15 protein-coding genes and 1 riboswitch are annotated in these 14,805 nt (G+C 54.7%); of the genes, 5 read left to right on the forward strand and 10 right to left on the reverse strand.

Annotation, left to right across the window (positions count from 1 at the left end; translation table 11 throughout):
- Positions 1 to 5: 5 nt before the first annotated feature.
- From moaE to moaA, 5 genes are all read right to left on the reverse strand, one after another.
- Positions 6 to 458: a molybdopterin synthase catalytic subunit MoaE gene (moaE, locus tag MRY16398_RS20275; protein ID WP_071195597.1), complete on the reverse strand. Its 453-nt coding sequence runs from the start codon at positions 456 to 458 to the stop codon at positions 6 to 8.
- 1 nt (position 459) lies between these two features.
- Complete coding sequence (moaD, locus tag MRY16398_RS20280) at positions 460 to 705, reverse strand: molybdopterin synthase sulfur carrier subunit (RefSeq protein WP_071195596.1); 246 nt, start codon at positions 703 to 705, stop codon at positions 460 to 462.
- Positions 698 to 1,183, reverse strand: coding sequence for a cyclic pyranopterin monophosphate synthase MoaC (gene moaC, locus MRY16398_RS20285; protein ID WP_071195595.1), 486 nt, complete (start codon positions 1,181 to 1,183; stop codon positions 698 to 700). The genes moaD and moaC overlap by 8 nt, the downstream gene beginning before the upstream one ends.
- A 3-nt stretch (positions 1,184 to 1,186) precedes the next feature.
- Positions 1,187 to 1,699: a molybdenum cofactor biosynthesis protein B gene (moaB, locus tag MRY16398_RS20290; RefSeq protein WP_071195594.1), complete on the reverse strand. Its 513-nt coding sequence runs from the start codon at positions 1,697 to 1,699 to the stop codon at positions 1,187 to 1,189.
- Positions 1,700 to 1,720: 21 nt separating this feature from the next.
- The gene (moaA, locus tag MRY16398_RS20295; protein ID WP_071195593.1) at positions 1,721 to 2,710 is read right to left on the reverse strand and encodes a GTP 3',8-cyclase MoaA; all 990 of its coding nucleotides are present in this window, start codon (positions 2,708 to 2,710) and stop codon (positions 1,721 to 1,723) included.
- Positions 2,698 to 2,842: riboswitch (molybdenum cofactor riboswitch) on the reverse strand. Its footprint overlaps the gene before it by 13 nt.
- A gap of 225 nt (positions 2,843 to 3,067) precedes the next feature.
- On the opposite strand from moaA, the gene yvcK reads away from it, so the two are divergent.
- The 4 genes from yvcK to pmrB all read left to right on the forward strand — a co-directional run bounded on the left by yvcK (position 3,068) and on the right by pmrB (position 7,482).
- The gene (gene yvcK / locus MRY16398_RS20300) at positions 3,068 to 3,976 is read left to right on the forward strand and encodes a uridine diphosphate-N-acetylglucosamine-binding protein YvcK (protein ID WP_079498591.1); all 909 of its coding nucleotides are present in this window, start codon (positions 3,068 to 3,070) and stop codon (positions 3,974 to 3,976) included.
- 112 nt (positions 3,977 to 4,088) lie between these two features.
- Positions 4,089 to 5,732 carry a phosphoethanolamine transferase EptA gene (gene eptA, locus MRY16398_RS20305; protein WP_039077236.1) on the forward strand — a complete coding sequence of 548 codons (1,644 nt, stop codon included), beginning with the start codon at positions 4,089 to 4,091 and terminating at the stop codon, positions 5,730 to 5,732.
- Complete coding sequence (pmrA, locus tag MRY16398_RS20310) at positions 5,729 to 6,400, forward strand: two-component system response regulator PmrA (RefSeq protein WP_039077237.1); 672 nt, start codon at positions 5,729 to 5,731, stop codon at positions 6,398 to 6,400. The genes eptA and pmrA overlap by 4 nt, the downstream gene beginning before the upstream one ends.
- Positions 6,401 to 6,402: 2 nt before the next feature.
- Positions 6,403 to 7,482 carry a two-component system sensor histidine kinase PmrB gene (pmrB, locus tag MRY16398_RS20315; protein WP_125125082.1) on the forward strand — a complete coding sequence of 360 codons (1,080 nt, stop codon included), beginning with the start codon at positions 6,403 to 6,405 and terminating at the stop codon, positions 7,480 to 7,482.
- A gap of 190 nt (positions 7,483 to 7,672) precedes the next feature.
- Here the strand turns inward: pmrB and uvrB are convergent, their stop codons facing one another.
- Positions 7,673 to 9,694, reverse strand: coding sequence for an excinuclease ABC subunit UvrB (gene uvrB, locus MRY16398_RS20320; protein ID WP_039077239.1), 2,022 nt, complete (start codon positions 9,692 to 9,694; stop codon positions 7,673 to 7,675).
- Between the two features lie 764 nt (positions 9,695 to 10,458).
- Here uvrB and MRY16398_RS20325 point away from each other — a divergent pair.
- Positions 10,459 to 11,181 (forward strand): ABC transporter ATP-binding protein, encoded by a 723-nt coding sequence (locus MRY16398_RS20325; RefSeq protein ID WP_039077241.1) that lies wholly within the window; start codon positions 10,459 to 10,461, stop codon positions 11,179 to 11,181.
- Here the strand turns inward: MRY16398_RS20325 and bioD are convergent.
- The 4 genes from bioD to bioB are packed head-to-tail and all read right to left on the reverse strand — an operon-like array spanning position 11,123 to position 14,768.
- Positions 11,123 to 11,845, reverse strand: a complete 723-nt coding sequence (bioD, locus tag MRY16398_RS20330; RefSeq protein ID WP_071195587.1) for a dethiobiotin synthase — start codon at positions 11,843 to 11,845, stop codon at positions 11,123 to 11,125. The genes MRY16398_RS20325 and bioD overlap by 59 nt on opposite strands.
- Entirely contained in the window at positions 11,838 to 12,590 is a 753-nt protein-coding gene (bioC, locus tag MRY16398_RS20335; RefSeq protein WP_071195586.1) for a malonyl-ACP O-methyltransferase BioC, read from the reverse strand. Before bioC ends, bioD begins: the two co-directional genes overlap by 8 nt.
- Positions 12,577 to 13,731 carry an 8-amino-7-oxononanoate synthase gene (gene bioF, locus MRY16398_RS20340; protein ID WP_125125083.1) on the reverse strand — a complete coding sequence of 385 codons (1,155 nt, stop codon included), beginning with the start codon at positions 13,729 to 13,731 and terminating at the stop codon, positions 12,577 to 12,579. The genes bioC and bioF overlap by 14 nt, the downstream gene beginning before the upstream one ends.
- Positions 13,728 to 14,768, reverse strand: a complete 1,041-nt coding sequence (gene bioB / locus MRY16398_RS20345) for a biotin synthase BioB (protein ID WP_039077245.1) — start codon at positions 14,766 to 14,768, stop codon at positions 13,728 to 13,730. Before bioB ends, bioF begins: the two co-directional genes overlap by 4 nt.
- Between the last annotated feature and the right edge of the window lie 37 nt (positions 14,769 to 14,805).

A 14,805-nucleotide genomic window follows, 5' to 3' on the forward strand; every position in this document is an offset into this window, starting at 1 on the left:
AAGCGTTACCAGCGTTGCGCCGCCTGTTTATCGCTATCGCGCGCCTCTACCCAGCGCTCGCCCTGCGCCGTGGCTTCGCGCTTCCAGAACGGCGCACGCGTCTTAAGGTAATCCATAATGAACTGCCCTGCCTCAAAGGCGCTGCTGCGGTGTGCACTGGTCACGCCGACGAAGACGATGTCGTCGCCAGGCCAGAGTTCGCCCACGCGATGAATCACAGTGACGTTACCAAGTGGCCAGCGCTCACGCGCATCATCAACAATCCCGGCCAGCGTCTTTTCAGTCATCCCCGGATAGTGTTCAAGCGTCAGAGCGCTGACATTATCGCCAAGGTTATGGTTACGCACTTTGCCGGTAAAGGTCACTACCGCGCCGTCTTCATCCCGCGCATTCAGCCACTGATACTCTTCGCCGACGTTAAACGGCGCGTGGCCAACCATGATACGTGTCTGCGCCATCTCAGCCTCCGGTCACCGGCGGAAAAAACGCCACTTCGTCGCCATCGGTAAGGGGAGTGTCAAAGCTCACCAGCGTCTGGTTTACCGCCGCCAGCAGTTTGCCCTCTTCCAGCGCCAGCGCCCAACGATCGTTACGCGCGGCAAGGTGTTGGCGTAACGCTTCGACAGACGGAAAGATCTCGTCCAGCGTCAACCGGTCACACCCGGTCAGTTCGCGCACCTGCGCGAAAAAAAGTACATTAATCATTTGTTTCTACCTTGAAATCACCGGACTTACCGCCGCTTTTCGCCAGCAGACGTACCGGGCCAATGACCATATCCTTCTGCACGGCTTTGCACATATCGTAAATCGTCAATGCGGCTACCGACGCCGCCGTCAGCGCTTCCATTTCCACGCCCGTTTTGCCCGTCAGACGGCATAGCGACTCAATGCGAACCCGGTTATGTTCCGGCTGTGCCTGTAATTGCACTTCCACTTTGCTAAGCAACAGCGGGTGACACAGCGGAATCAAATCCCAGGTGCGTTTTGCCGCCTGGATGCCCGCAATGCGCGCCGTGGCAAAGACATCACCTTTGTGATGGCTGCCGTCAATAATCATCGCCAGCGTTTGTGGCTGCATGGTGACAAACGCTTCGGCGCGCGCTTCCCGCACGGTTTCTGCTTTGGCGGAGACATCCACCATATGCGCTTCGCCGTCGGCGTTAATATGGGTCAGTTGTGACATAAATTAAGGCTTAATGTGGGAGTGAAAATTACACGGACGCGTGCGCGCATCGAGTTGCGGCGCGATGATATTGTCCCATGCGGTGCGACAGGCTTTGGTGGAGCCCGGCATCGCGAAAATCAGCGTCTTGTTGGCGATACCAGCAAGCGCACGTGATTGCAGCGTAGAGGTGCCTATCTCTTCGAAAGAGAGCATCCGGAACAGCTCACCAAACCCTTCTACTTCACGGTCAAACAGCGGCAATAAGGCCTCCGGCGCCTGGTCGCCCTCGGTAAAACCGGTGCCGCCATTAATCAGCACCACCTGGACGTCATCGCTGGCAATCCACACTGAAACCTGCGCCCGAATGGCATAGCGATTCTCTTTGACAATGGCTTTCGCCACCACTTTATGCCCCGCCTCCAGCGCTGAGTCGCGCAGGAAATGACCTGAGGTGTCGTCCTCTTCGCCACGACGACTGGAAATCGTAAGAATCGCGATACGGGTAGGAATAAATTCAGTACTAACCTGACTCATTGCTTTTTCTCCTTGCGGCCGTTATCCGCCAATGTAAGACAGATTTTGCGTAATGCCGGTGTTGCCCTGATGCAGAAAATGGGTCTGTTTTTTATGCGCAAGGGACGCGGCAATGCGCGCTTCCAGCGCGGCCTGCTGATAGTCATCCTGCAGCAGATCGCGCAGGTCTATGCCCCCGTCGCCAAACAGGCATAAATGCAGCTTGCCGACGGAAGAGACCCGCAGCCGGTTACAACTGGCGCAAAAGTCTTTTTCATAGGGCATGATGAGACCAATCTCTCCGGCATAGTCCGGGTGGCAGAAAACCTGTGCCGGACCGTCACTGCGGCTGCGCAGCTTCTGGATCCAGCCGCGTTTAAGCAGCTCTACGCGCAGCACATCGCCGGAGATATGGTGTTTTCGAAAGAGATCGCTGCCTTCGCCGGTTTCCATCAGTTCAATAAAACGCAGTTGAATGGGGCGAGGTTTGATCCAGGAAAGAAAGGTATCGAGCTGGTGGTGGTTGACGTCGCGCATCAGCACGGTATTGACTTTGACCTTCTCAAAACCTGCCGCAAAAGCAGCATCAATGCCGTCCATCACCTGCTTAAACTTATCCTGACCGGTAATCGCGAAAAACTGGCGCGCGTCGAGACTGTCGACGCTGACGTTAATCGCCGTCAGCCCGGCATCACGCCAGTGCGCCACATCGCGCGCCAGCCGATAGCCGTTCGTGGTGACGGCAATCTGGCGGATGGCGTGGTTTTCCCGCACGGCAGCAATAATGTCGGTAAAGTCGCGACGCAGCGAAGGTTCGCCACCGGTCAGACGGACTTTCTCTGTCCCCATAGCAGAAAACGCACGCGTAACGCGACGAATCTCCTCCAGGCTGAGAAAACCTTTATTGGTGACGCCACCTGGCTTGTAGCCGTTGGGCAGGCAGTAAGTGCAACGGAAGTTGCATACATCAGTGATCGACAAACGCAAGTAAAAGAACTTACGCGCGAACGTGTCAGTCAGTTGTGTGGCCATGTACACCTTTCCAAATACGGGAGATGCAGTCATTTCTTCCTGCACCCTGGCGGCTGATACCGGTGGTATCGCCACGGCCAAAGCACCATATCGTCAGACGTAGGTACAGAGGCTAGAGTGTATGTTGTGCGTAACGAGATAAATTCGTTATGGCGATAGTAGCGCGAAGCGTTTTGTTTCGCCAACATCATTATCGCTATATAAACATGTATATAACGACATGATCGCGCATTTCATAACAGAGTACGTGAAAATCCCTTTTTTGCTTTGATATACGTCATTTTCCACCCTGCGCGGCATCGTCATTAGGTGGTATTTAGGTTAACGTAGCGCGGTAATCATTTATAAGGAAGGTTTATGCGTAATCGCACTCTTGCGGATCTGGATCGCGTCGTTGCGCTTGGCGGTGGGCACGGGCTGGGCCGCGTGATGTCAGCTTTATCATCGTTAGGTTCACGACTCACCGGTATTGTGACGACCACCGATAACGGCGGTTCTACCGGGCGGATTCGCCGCTCTGAGGGAGGGATCGCCTGGGGCGATATGCGCAACTGTTTAAACCAGCTTATTACCGAACCCAGCGTCGCTTCGGCGATGTTTGAGTACCGTTTTAGCGGTAATGGCGAACTTTCCGGCCATAACCTCGGAAACTTGATGTTAAAGGCGTTAGATCACCTCAGCGTGCGGCCTCTGGAGGCGATCAATCTTATTCGCAACCTGCTCAAGGTCGATGCGTTTCTTATTCCGATGTCTGAACAACCCGTTGATTTAATGGCAACAGACAACGAAGGCCATATGGTCTATGGCGAAGTGAATATCGACCTGCTGGAATCCCCGGTACAGGAATTGATGCTGTTTCCCAAAGTACACGCCACGCGGGAAGCCGTTCAGGCGATTGCCGAGGCGGATCTGATTTTAATTGGTCCGGGGAGTTTTTATACCAGCCTGCTGCCTTTACTGCTGCTGGAAGACCTTTCTCAGGCGTTGCGCCGCACCCCCGCGCCCGTGGTCTATATCGGTAATCTCGGCAGAGAATTGAGCGTGGCCGCCGCCAACCTGACGCTTAAAGATAAGCTGACGATCATGGAGCAGTATGTGGGTAAACCGATCATTGATGCCGTTATCGTTGGTCCGAAAGTGGATGTCTCTGCAGTTTCCGACCGGGTTGTTATTCAGGGGGTTCTGGAGGCCAGCGATATCCCCTATCGTCATGACAGGCATTTGTTGCGTGAAGCGCTGGAAAAAGCGGTTCAGGCGCTGGGTTAATCGCGCAGCGAGCACGATTTGTGCTCGCGCCATCACGTTTCCTTAATTTCTTAAGGTTGTCTTAAAGATCCTTGTCCAGAATAGTCATCCTGTCTTTGTCAGGATCGTTGTCATGCCTACTTTTCGTCTTCGCCGGCCTAGCTTAAGCCGCCTGAGCTTTCTGATTTTGTTCGCGCTTTATATCGCACTGATTTTAAACATCGCGTTTTATCGCCAGGCATTTAGATTATTGCCAGTAGACTCATTGCATAACGCGCTGGTATTTGCCTCCATGCCCGTCGTGGCCTTTAGCGTCATCAATATTGCGCTCACTCTGACTTCATTTTTACGCCTGGACCGTCTGACGATCAGCCTCTTTATCCTGGTCAGCGCGGCGGCGCAATATTTCATCATGAGCTTTGGCATTATTATCGACCGCTCAATGGTGACCAATATTCTCGATACCACCCCGGCAGAGAGTTTCGCCCTGCTATCGCCACGAATGGTTGTGGTGCTGCTGCTCTCAGGCGCGTTAATGGTGCTTATCGCCTGGTGGATTAAAATCAAAGCGCCGGTCTCAGCCTGGCGTAGTATTATCAGCCGCCTCGTGAGCATTGCGGTTTCCGCATTACTGATCGTTTTCGTCGCGCTGCTGTTCTATAAAGATTACGCCTCACTGTTTCGCAATAATAAAGAACTGGTTAAATCCCTCAGCCCGTCAAACAGCATCACCGCCGGTTTATCCTGGTATAGCCATCATCGCATGGATAATTTGCCGCTGGTGCGTATCGGTGAAGATGCGCAACAACGTGCGCAGATGCAAAACGGCCCGCGTAAGAATCTGACCATCTTGATCGTGGGTGAAACCTCGCGTGCCGCCAACTTTTCTCTGGGTGGATATGCTCATGATACCAACCCGCGTTTAAAACAGGATAATGTGGTCTATTTCCCGAACACCACCTCCTGCGGGACGGCAACGGCCATTTCCGTGCCCTGCATGTTCTCTAATATGCCGCGCCAGAATTACGACGAAGAACTGGCCCATCATCAGGAAGGGTTGCTGGATATTATTCAGCGCGCGGGTATTCAGGTATTGTGGAATGAAAACGACGGCGGTTGCAAAGGCGCCTGCGATCGCGTTCCTCATCAGGATGTGACTGCGCTGAATCTGCCGGGGTTATGTATTGACGGTGAATGTCAGGATGAAGCGTTATTTCATCAGCTCGAAGACTATATCAATAATCTGCAACATGACGGCGTCATTGTATTGCACACCATTGGTAGCCACGGGCCAACCTACTATAACCGCTACCCGGCGGCATTTCGTAAATTTACCCCGACCTGCGATACCAGCCAGATTCAGACCTGCACGCAGGAACAACTGGTGAACACTTACGACAACACCATTTTGTATATTGATTATATTGTCGACAAAGCCATTAAATTACTGCAATCGAAACAGGATAAATTCACCACCAGCCTGGTTTATCTTTCCGACCATGGTGAATCGCTGGGTGAAGACGGTGTCTATTTACACGGTTTGCCTTATTCCATCGCCCCGGAAACGCAAAAACATATTCCGATGCTTATTTGGCTGTCTGAGGATTATCAAAAGCGTTACGGCGTAGATAATCAGTGCCTGCAAAAAGAGGCACAGCAAAAGAACTTTTCGCAGGATAATCTCTTCTCGACCATGTTGGGTATGACAGGGGTCAGTACGAAGGAATACCGTGCGCAAGATGATATTTTGACTGCCTGTCGTGGAGAGCCGAAATGAAAATTCTGGTTGTTGAAGATGATGCGCTGTTATTACAGGGATTGATTCTGGCCATGCAAAGTGAAGGATACGCCTGCGATGGCGTATCCACCGCGCATGAAGCGGGCCTGAGTCTGGCAACCGGACACTACAGTCTGATGGTGCTTGACCTTGGCCTTCCGGACGAAGATGGCCTCCATTTCCTGGAGCGTGTTCGCCGCGAGAAATTCACGCTGCCGGTATTAATTTTGACCGCCAGGGACACACTCTCCGATCGTATTTCCGGGCTGGACACCGGTGCGGATGATTATCTGGTTAAGCCTTTCGCACTTGAAGAGCTTAACGCGCGTATTCGTGCCCTGCTGCGCCGTCACAATAATCAGGCAGACAGCGAATTAACAAACGGTAATTTGCGGCTGAATTTGACCCGCCGTCAGGTATGGCTCAGCGAAGAGTTACTGGAGCTTACGCCAAAAGAGTACGCGTTGCTGTCACGCCTGCTGATGAAAGTGGGTACGCCGGTACACCGTGAAATTCTTTATAACGACATTTACAACTGGGACAACGAACCGGCGACGAATACGCTGGAAGTGCATATCCATAACCTGCGTGACAAAATCGGCAAATCGCGTATCCGTACCGTGCGCGGCTATGGGTATATGTTGATCCACGCCGATAAACAGGAATAAGCATGGCGATCTTTCAGTTCAGGAATTGGTCAATGCGAAGCCGCTTGCTGCTCACCGTCGGAGCCATTCTGGTGGTGTGTCAACTGGTCAGCGTGTTCTGGCTATGGCATGAGAGCAAAGAGCAAGTCCAGCTATTGGTGGAAAGCGCGATTCACAGCCATAACAACCACAAACAGGTGGAGCATGAAGTGCACGAGGCGGTCGCCAGTCTGCTGGTGCCAAGCCTGCTGATCATTGGTCTCGCCCTGCTGCTCTGTTTTAAGGCCTTGAAAACCATAACCCGCCCTCTTTCAGCATTACAGCGCGAGCTGGATGCGCGTGCGCCGGGCAACCTTGAACCCATCGTTCTGGAAAACCCGGTCCGTGAGATCGAAGCCGTTGCCTCTGCCATCAATCAACTGGTTTCACGCCTTACCGTCACACTGGATCGCGAACGTCTGTTTACCGCCGACGTAGCCCATGAGTTGCGTACGCCGCTGGCAGGTCTGCGTCTGCACCTGGAGTTGATGGCAAAAAGCCATGCTCTGGATGTCGCCCCCCTGCTCCAGCGGCTGGACCAGATGACCGAAAATATTGCCCAGTTGCTACAACTCGCCCGCGTCGGGCAATCTTTTTCCGCTGGCAGCTATCAGCAGGTGATGCTGATGGAAGATGTGGTCATGCCTGTCCACAGTGAGCTGGAGAGAATGCTGCACACCCGTCAGCAGCACTTACAGTTGCCGGAAATGAAAGAAGATATCGCCGTGGCAGGCGATGCCACACTCCTGCAAGTGCTGCTGCGAAATCTGGTGGAAAACGCCCACCGGTACAGCCCGCCCGGCACCACCATTACCGTGAGCCTTATCGCTGGCCCGACGCCGGTGCTGTCGGTGGAAGATGAGGGTTCAGGCGTGGATGAATCCCGCAGCGGAGAGTTAAGCAAAGCTTTTGTGCGAATGGATAGTCGCTACGGTGGTTCAGGGCTTGGATTGAGTATCGTTTCACGCATCGCGCAGCTTCATGACGCGCAATTCTTCTTGCACAACCGTCAGCCTGGCCCCGGTGTTCGCGCATGGGTGAAACTCAACCCCATTGCACGTTAAGGGGAACTCAGTAAGACAGCACCCAGAGATGGGTAAAACCGATGATAATGGCGAGGGACAGGGCAACGGCCAGATACTGAGCCAGATTTTCTTTGTGCATAGATACTCTCCTGATTTTTCACAGGAGAGTAATCGGCTTTCATTAAGCAAACATTAAGATGTACAGGTCAATTTCGTGAGCGGCATCGTGTTACGAGGCGGCAATAAACAATTCCCGCAGTTGATGCAGTTGATCGCGGCATTTCGCCGCCTCTTCGAATTCCAGATTCTGCGCATGTTGCATCATCTGCCCTTCCAGCTCGTGAATTTTCTGCTGCAGCGCTTTCGGGGTTAACGCCAGTTCGGCAGCTTCCACCTGAGCCGGTGTGCGCGATTTACCGCGACCTTTGCCTTTGGTCTTCGCCAGGCTTTCGCCGAGGCTCAGAATATCCACCACTTTTTTGTTCAACCCCTGCGGGGTGATGCCGTGTTCTTCGTTGTACTGCTGCTGTTTCTCGCGACGACGCTCGGTTTCCCCCATCGCCTTCGCCATGGATGGGGTAATTTTATCGCCGTAGAGAATGGCCTTCCCGTTGACGTTACGCGCCGCACGACCAATGGTCTGAATCAGCGAACGCTCAGAACGCAGGAACCCTTCTTTATCCGCATCCAGAATTGCCACCAGCGACACTTCCGGCATATCCAGCCCCTCACGTAACAAGTTGATGCCCACCAGCACATCGAACTCGCCAAGGCGTAGATCGCGGATAATCTCCATACGTTCGACCGTATCAATGTCGGAGTGCAGGTAACGCACCCGCTCACCGTGTTCTTCCAGATATTCGGTCAGATCTTCCGCCATGCGTTTGGTCAGTGTCGTGACCAGCACGCGCTCGTTAATGGCAGCGCGTATGCGGATCTCGGAGAGCAGATCGTCCACCTGGGTTGCCACCGGTCGCACTTCGATAATCGGATCGAGCAAGCCGGTCGGGCGCACAACCTGGTCAATCACATCGCCACCGGATTTTTCCAGCTCATAGTTGCCCGGCGTCGCCGATACATAGATGGTTTGCGGTGCCAGCGCTTCGAACTCTTCGAATTTCAGTGGGCGGTTATCCAGCGCTGACGGCAGACGGAAACCGTACTCCACCAGCGTCTCTTTACGCGCGCGGTCGCCGCGGAACATACCGCCAATTTGCGGAATGGTGACGTGGGATTCATCAATCACCAGCAGGCCATCCGCCGGAAGGTAATCAAACAGCGTCGGCGGCGGCTCGCCCGGCCCGCGCCCGGAAAGGTAGCGCGAATAGTTTTCGATGCCGGAGCAATAGCCCAATTCATTCATCATTTCCAGATCAAACTGGGTGCGCTGGGTCAGCCGCTGTTCTTCCAGCAGCTTATTATTCTCCAGCAGCACTTTGCGCCGGTCGGCCAGCTCAACCTTGATCTCTTCCATCGCCTGAACGATGCGCTCACGCGGCGTGACGTAGTGAGTTTTGGGATAGACCGTAAAACGCTGGATGGTCGACTCAACGTGCCCGGTCAGCGGATCAAACAGCGACAGACGCTCAACTTCTTCATCAAACAGCTCAACGCGCAGGGCAATATCGTCCGATTCTGCCGGGAAGATATCGATCACTTCGCCGCGCACGCGAAAGGTACCGCGCTGAAACGCCTGATCATTGCGGGTGTACTGCAGCTCCGCCAGCCGACGCAGTATGGAGCGTTGATCGATGATCATCCCTTTTGTCAGGTGCAGCATCATCTTCAGGTACAGGTCCGGATCGCCCAGGCCGTAAATCGCGGAGACCGATGCCACCACAATCACATCCCGACGTTCAAGCAGCGCCTTGGTGGCCGACAGACGCATCTGCTCAATGTGTTCGTTCACCGAGGCATCTTTTTCAATAAACGTGTCCGAACTCGGCACATAGGCTTCCGGCTGATAGTAGTCGTAGTAAGAGACGAAATATTCCACCGCGTTATCCGGGAAGAACTCTTTCATTTCGCCATACAACTGTGCCGCAAGGGTCTTGTTCGGCGCCAGCACCATCGTCGGGCGCTGTAAATCGGCAATCACATTCGCCACGGTGAACGTTTTCCCTGAACCGGTAACGCCCAGCAAAGTCTGATGAGCCAGTCCGTCTTCGAGCCCTTCTTCCAGGCGACGAATAGCTTCTGGCTGATCGCCGGAGGGACGAAAAGCGGAATTCAGTTTGAATGGTTTACTCATGGACGGCTACCTGATGAAGGAATGAGCGGGCAGGAAAGTAATTTTACTCACCACAGCGAGATTTGCCAATAAAAAATACTGGATGTAAAAACAGTGGCATAATCAGGAATCTCTTCTACTCACTGGCCCGGCACGATGAGCACACCTCGAAAATCATCTGGGACGGTACAAAACACCAGCAAAAGCGGGTTATCCCCAGAACATTTCCTTTTTTAACACTTGTCAAGACAGGTAATGAAAGTTTTGTGGCAGTGGGTGACAGATTTCTTACAAGGATTGCTTTTATTTAACTAATTAAAAAATAAAGGAATATCTCAAAAGACGCCTTTCGCAGCAATTCAGGCGCAAGCCGCGTATTTACTCGCTTCTCGCACTTTTTCTAACTCTAATGCACAAGGTTATCCACAGGAATAGTGGATAACTGCTTCCAGCCCATATGCCTCGCCTGTCGCCAAAAACCACCTGGCAGCCTCTTTGAGGTCAATAAAAAAATTTTCTCGCTTATTTTCGCAGAATATCTGCTAACGAATCGGTGAATTATCATGCGATCCTGCTCACATTTCACCAATTGACTGCACCATTTCCCACCATCCCTGGCACTGTCAAAGAGCATATATTTTCGCCTGCCAGCCGCAAAAAGCACTTTTACTCTCTTATTCATCAGCGGGTTCCGAAAAAAATCTCGCTTTTAGGTTCTGGCAAGGCTTTTGCACAGACTTTTACAACATCTTCTCTGTCACCCGATCAGAGATAAGGAGCGAACCGTGTTGAGTTTACGTGCAGTCAATCAGTATTACGGCAATCAACATACGCTGTGGAATGTCGACCTCGACCTCTCCCCCGGTGTATGCACCTCTGTTATTGGCCTCCCAGGGATGGGCAAGACGACGCTTATCAATTGCATTACCGGTTATCTGCCCGTGGAGAGCGGTAGCATGGTCTGGCAAGAAGCGGGGGCGCCGCCCAGGGATTTACTCAACCTGCAGGCGGAGCATCGCAGCGCAATGGGCATAGGCTATGTTCCCCAGGACAGGCGGATATTTTCACAAATGACCGTTGAGGAGAATTTGCATATCGCCATGCTGGCCTCTGGTGAACCGCGCAGTACCGTCAATCGTGAGATCTATGACCTGTTTCCCGAACTCTACGGGCTACGTCAGGTGAAAGGCGCTGGGCTGTCTGAGGATAATCAACACCAACTGGCGATGGCGCGCGCGCTCGTCAATCGCCCGCGGCTGTTGATTCTGGACGAACCCACACGCGGGCTTGGACAGGCGTTTATCCATAAACTCGGCAATTTACTTGTCCGGCTCAACCAGGATTTCGGTATGACTATCCTGCTGGCCGAACAACATCTGTCGTTTATACGCCGGGTTGCCGACCGTTTCTGTCTGTTACATCGTGGTCGCAACGTCGCCGAAGGGGATGTCAGACAGCTTGACGATCAGCTTCTGTCGCACTGGATGTCGCCTGATTCAGCACGTTGAGATCGAGATAATGACCGTTTTGTGTAGCGAACGGCGCGTGGGCAAGCCAGGGAATTTCTCCCATAAAAGGTGCCTTTAACACGCGCCGTAGCGTCGCAAGATACTCGGTATGCCGTTTACCTGGCGGCTGAACATCATTGGCAATCCAGCCTGCAAAACGCAACCCCGCCTGCTCTATCGCCTGTGCGGTCAACATTGCATGATTAATACACCCAAGCTTAACGCCCACCACCAGAATCACCGGCAATCGCTCGGCCACCACCCAATCGGCAAAAGTGAATGTCTCTGAAAGCGGCGTAAACCACCCACCAGCCCCTTCTGTCAATATCCAGTCGGCCTCCGCTTCCAGCGCCCGCAGCCCGGCAGACATCCCCTCAAGCGTAATGGGCATATCGGACTCTGCGCTGACAATGTGCGGCGATGTCGGCTCAGCAAAAGTCCAGGGGTTTACCTGGTCGTAATCGAGCATCACGCTGCTGTTGTGCTGCAAAGCCAGCGCGTCACTGTTGCGCAGCCCCTGTGCGGTCATGTCACTGCCCGAGGCCACCGGTTTGTAACCTGCACTTCGCAGCCCCCGAAGATTTGCCGCTTGCAAAAGCGCGCAGCTCGCCACCGTTTTTCCGACCTCGGTGTCCGTGCCGGTGACAAAATAGCGTTCAGTCACGCGTGATAACTCCCCAGAAAAGTTGATAGGTCAGCGGGAATGCTCCCTGCTGTTGCGGCCAGGCCAGTTGCAAGCGTTGTAGCCCCCCTCGCGTAAGCCCTTGCCTGCGTCCGGCATGCAGATGGGTCGCCCCAACCCCTTTAAGCGATCGCATGGCCTCCAGTGCCCCCGCAAAATGGAGCGTGATGGGCTCAATGCCCGCCTGATAGCGCCAGCCGGATAGCGCATCGTGGAGTTGCGTAGCGGCCAGAAAGTGATTGGCATGACGCTGGTCATCAATCGCGCGCCATGCCTCATTCAATTCAGGTAACGAGCCGCTCACCAGGGTGGTAAACGCAATATGTCCACCGGGGCGCACCACGCGGTATAACTCCGCCAGCGCCTGACGCACATCATCACACCACTGCACCGCCAGGTTACTCCAGGCAAGACAAAATTCAGCGCGGGCAAAAGGCATGGCTTCGATATCCGCCAGCACATAGCGTTCTGCCGCCTGCCTGCGCCGGGCCTCCTCCAGCATGGGCGCAGAGATATCCAGCGCCGTCACCCGCGCCCCCTGCTCTCGCCAGTAGCGACTCAGCAACCCCGGCCCGCAGCCAGCGTCAAGCACCTGTTCAACAGGGGCAGAAGGGAGACGGGAAAGCAGTAATTCTGCGCTTTGTTGCTGCAATCCGTTGTGTTGGTCGTAGCGGTGGGCGGCGCGACCGAAGGTATCGGCAATGGCTTGTTTATCAACGCGCGTCATGCAATATCTCCAGCAACTGCGTAATGTCTTCCGGCTCATGGGCGGCAGTGAGCGTTAAGCGCAACCGGGCGGTACCTGGCGGGACGGTTGGCGGGCGAATCGCGGTTACCCAAAAACCGTTCGCCCGTAACTGCGCGGCCAGGTGCAGCGCACGGCTGTTTTCGCCCACAATCAGAGGCTGAATGGCACTGTCAGATGATGTTACCTGGAGTTTCTGCGCCTGTGCGCCCGCACGGAATTGCGCAATCAGCGCATTCAGTTTATGGCGGCGTTGTGCGCCTTCTTCGGATCGAATAACAGCAAGTGAGGCGCTGATTGCCGCGGCCTGGGCGGGCGGCATACTGGTGCTGTAAATCAGATGGCGGGCGAACTGTGTCAGATAATCGGCCAGCGATTCGCTGCACAGCACCGCCGCACCGCTCACGCCAACCCCTTTGCCGAACGTGACAATCAGGATATCCGGCGCGACCTGGCGGGCGTGGCAGCTACCGCGCCCCTCGTCGCCGCATACGCCAATACCGTGCGCATCGTCGACCATCAGCCAGCCGTTTGCCTGTCGGGTCGCCAGGGCGATGTCAGCCAGCGGCGCGCTGTCGCCGTCCATACTGAACACCCCTTCGGTAACAACCAGTTGTTCGCCACCGATCGGTTTTGCCAGCAGAGCCGCAAGATGCGTGGCGTCGTTATGGGCAAAGCGGCGTAGTTCTGCCGGGCTGAGGCTGGCCGCTTCCAGCAACGAGGCGTGGCTTAGCCTGTCGGCAACAATACGGTCTTCTTTCTTACCCAGCGCGGCAATCACCGCCTGATTAGCAGCGAATCCCGAGATAAACAGTAGCGCGCGCGGATACCCCAGCCAGTCGGCAAGCCCGGCCTCAAGCTGTTGATGTGCCAGGGTGTAGCCGCTCACGTGACCAGAACCGCCGCTGCCAACCCCGTATTTATCTGCCCCCTGCTGCCAGGCGCGAACAACCGCCGGATGCTGGCTTAAGCCCAGATAATCGTTACTGGAGAAGTTGCGATAGCGCTGCCCGTCGCGAACCAGCCAGCGCCCGGCCCCCTGCGCCACGCACTGGCGCGTGCGCAAGGCATCGGCCTGCCGACGGTCCGCTAACGCCTCATCGATGCGCTGTTGCCAGCTCATAGCGCAGCCGCGTTGTAATACTGATCGGTATCCGCATGCACGAGCTGCTGTTCCAGTTGTTCCTGCTGCGCTCTGTCGCCGTTGAGCACCCCGGTCTGCTGCGGATTCAGCCCCAGCTTACGGAACAGTTGCAGGTCTTTGTCCTCTTCCGGGTTGGGGGTGGTCAGCAACTTACAGCCGTAGAAAATGGAGTTTGCCCCGGCCATAAAGCACATGGCCTGAGTCTGTTCGTTCATCTGCTCGCGACCTGCGGACAGACGCACATACGAGGTGGGCATCATGATACGGGCAACGGCGATGGTACGGATAAAATCAAAAGCGTCGACATCCTCATTTTCCGCCAGCGGCGTGCCTTTCACTTTCACCAGCATGTTGATGGGTACGCTTTCCGGCGGTGTGGGCAAGTTTGCCAATTGCAGCAGTAACCCGGCGCGATCGGTGACCGTTTCGCCCAGCCCCACAATGCCGCCAGAGCAGACTTTGATTCCCGCATCACGCACTTTATCAAGCGTATCCAGGCGCTCCTGATAGGTTCGGGTGGTGATGATGTTGCCGTAGAATTCCGGTGAGGTATCCAGGTTGTGGTTGTAGTAATCGAGCCCGGCATGCGCCAGACGCTGCGCCTGACTGTCAGTGAGCGTACCGAGCGTCATGCAGGCTTCCAGGCCCATTGCCTTCACCCCTTCGACCATCTGTTCCAGATACGGCATATCGCGATCGTTCGGGTTCTTCCAGGCCGCGCCCATACAAAAGCGCGTTGAACCGGCGTTTTTCGCCTTACGGGCCGAGTCCAGCACCTGTTCCACCTCCATCAACCTTTCTGCATCCAGCCCGGTTTTATAACGGGCGCTTTGCGGACAGTATTTACAGTCTTCCGGGCAGGCCCCGGTCTTGATCGAAAGTAGCGTGCTGACCTGCACCTGGCGGGGATCAAAATGCTGGCGGTGAACCTGTTGCGCTTCAAACAGCAGTTCCAGCAGCGGTTTTTCAAACAGGGAGGTGACTTGCGACAGTGTCCAGCGTGTCTGGTGAGCCATTGGGCTTCTCCAAAGGGTGTTGTTAAATCTCGATTCG

It is taken from the genome of Phytobacter sp. MRY16-398 (assembly GCF_003925915.1).
Classification (GTDB): Bacteria; Pseudomonadota; Gammaproteobacteria; order Enterobacterales; family Enterobacteriaceae; genus Phytobacter; species Phytobacter diazotrophicus.

Excerpts from the sequence above, each read along its gene's own strand:
- bioF (WP_125125083.1), bottom strand. The coding sequence starts at position 13,731 with ATGAGCTGGCAACAGCGCATCGATGAGGCGTTAGCGGACCGTCGGCAG.
- yvcK (WP_079498591.1), top strand. The coding sequence starts at position 3,068 with ATGCGTAATCGCACTCTTGCGGATCTGGATCGCGTCGTTGCGCTTGGC.
- pmrB (WP_125125082.1), top strand. The coding sequence starts at position 6,403 with ATGGCGATCTTTCAGTTCAGGAATTGGTCAATGCGAAGCCGCTTGCTG.
- moaA (WP_071195593.1), bottom strand. The coding sequence starts at position 2,710 with ATGGCCACACAACTGACTGACACGTTCGCGCGTAAGTTCTTTTACTTG.
- moaE (WP_071195597.1), bottom strand. The coding sequence starts at position 458 with ATGGCGCAGACACGTATCATGGTTGGCCACGCGCCGTTTAACGTCGGC.
- uvrB (WP_039077239.1), bottom strand. The coding sequence starts at position 9,694 with ATGAGTAAACCATTCAAACTGAATTCCGCTTTTCGTCCCTCCGGCGAT.
- moaC (WP_071195595.1), bottom strand. The coding sequence starts at position 1,183 with ATGTCACAACTGACCCATATTAACGCCGACGGCGAAGCGCATATGGTG.
- bioC (WP_071195586.1), bottom strand. The coding sequence starts at position 12,590 with ATGACGCGCGTTGATAAACAAGCCATTGCCGATACCTTCGGTCGCGCC.
- eptA (WP_039077236.1), top strand. The coding sequence starts at position 4,089 with ATGCCTACTTTTCGTCTTCGCCGGCCTAGCTTAAGCCGCCTGAGCTTT.
- pmrA (WP_039077237.1), top strand. The coding sequence starts at position 5,729 with ATGAAAATTCTGGTTGTTGAAGATGATGCGCTGTTATTACAGGGATTG.
- bioB (WP_039077245.1), bottom strand. The coding sequence starts at position 14,768 with ATGGCTCACCAGACACGCTGGACACTGTCGCAAGTCACCTCCCTGTTT.
- moaD (WP_071195596.1), bottom strand. The coding sequence starts at position 705 with ATGATTAATGTACTTTTTTTCGCGCAGGTGCGCGAACTGACCGGGTGT.
- moaB (WP_071195594.1), bottom strand. The coding sequence starts at position 1,699 with ATGAGTCAGGTTAGTACTGAATTTATTCCTACCCGTATCGCGATTCTT.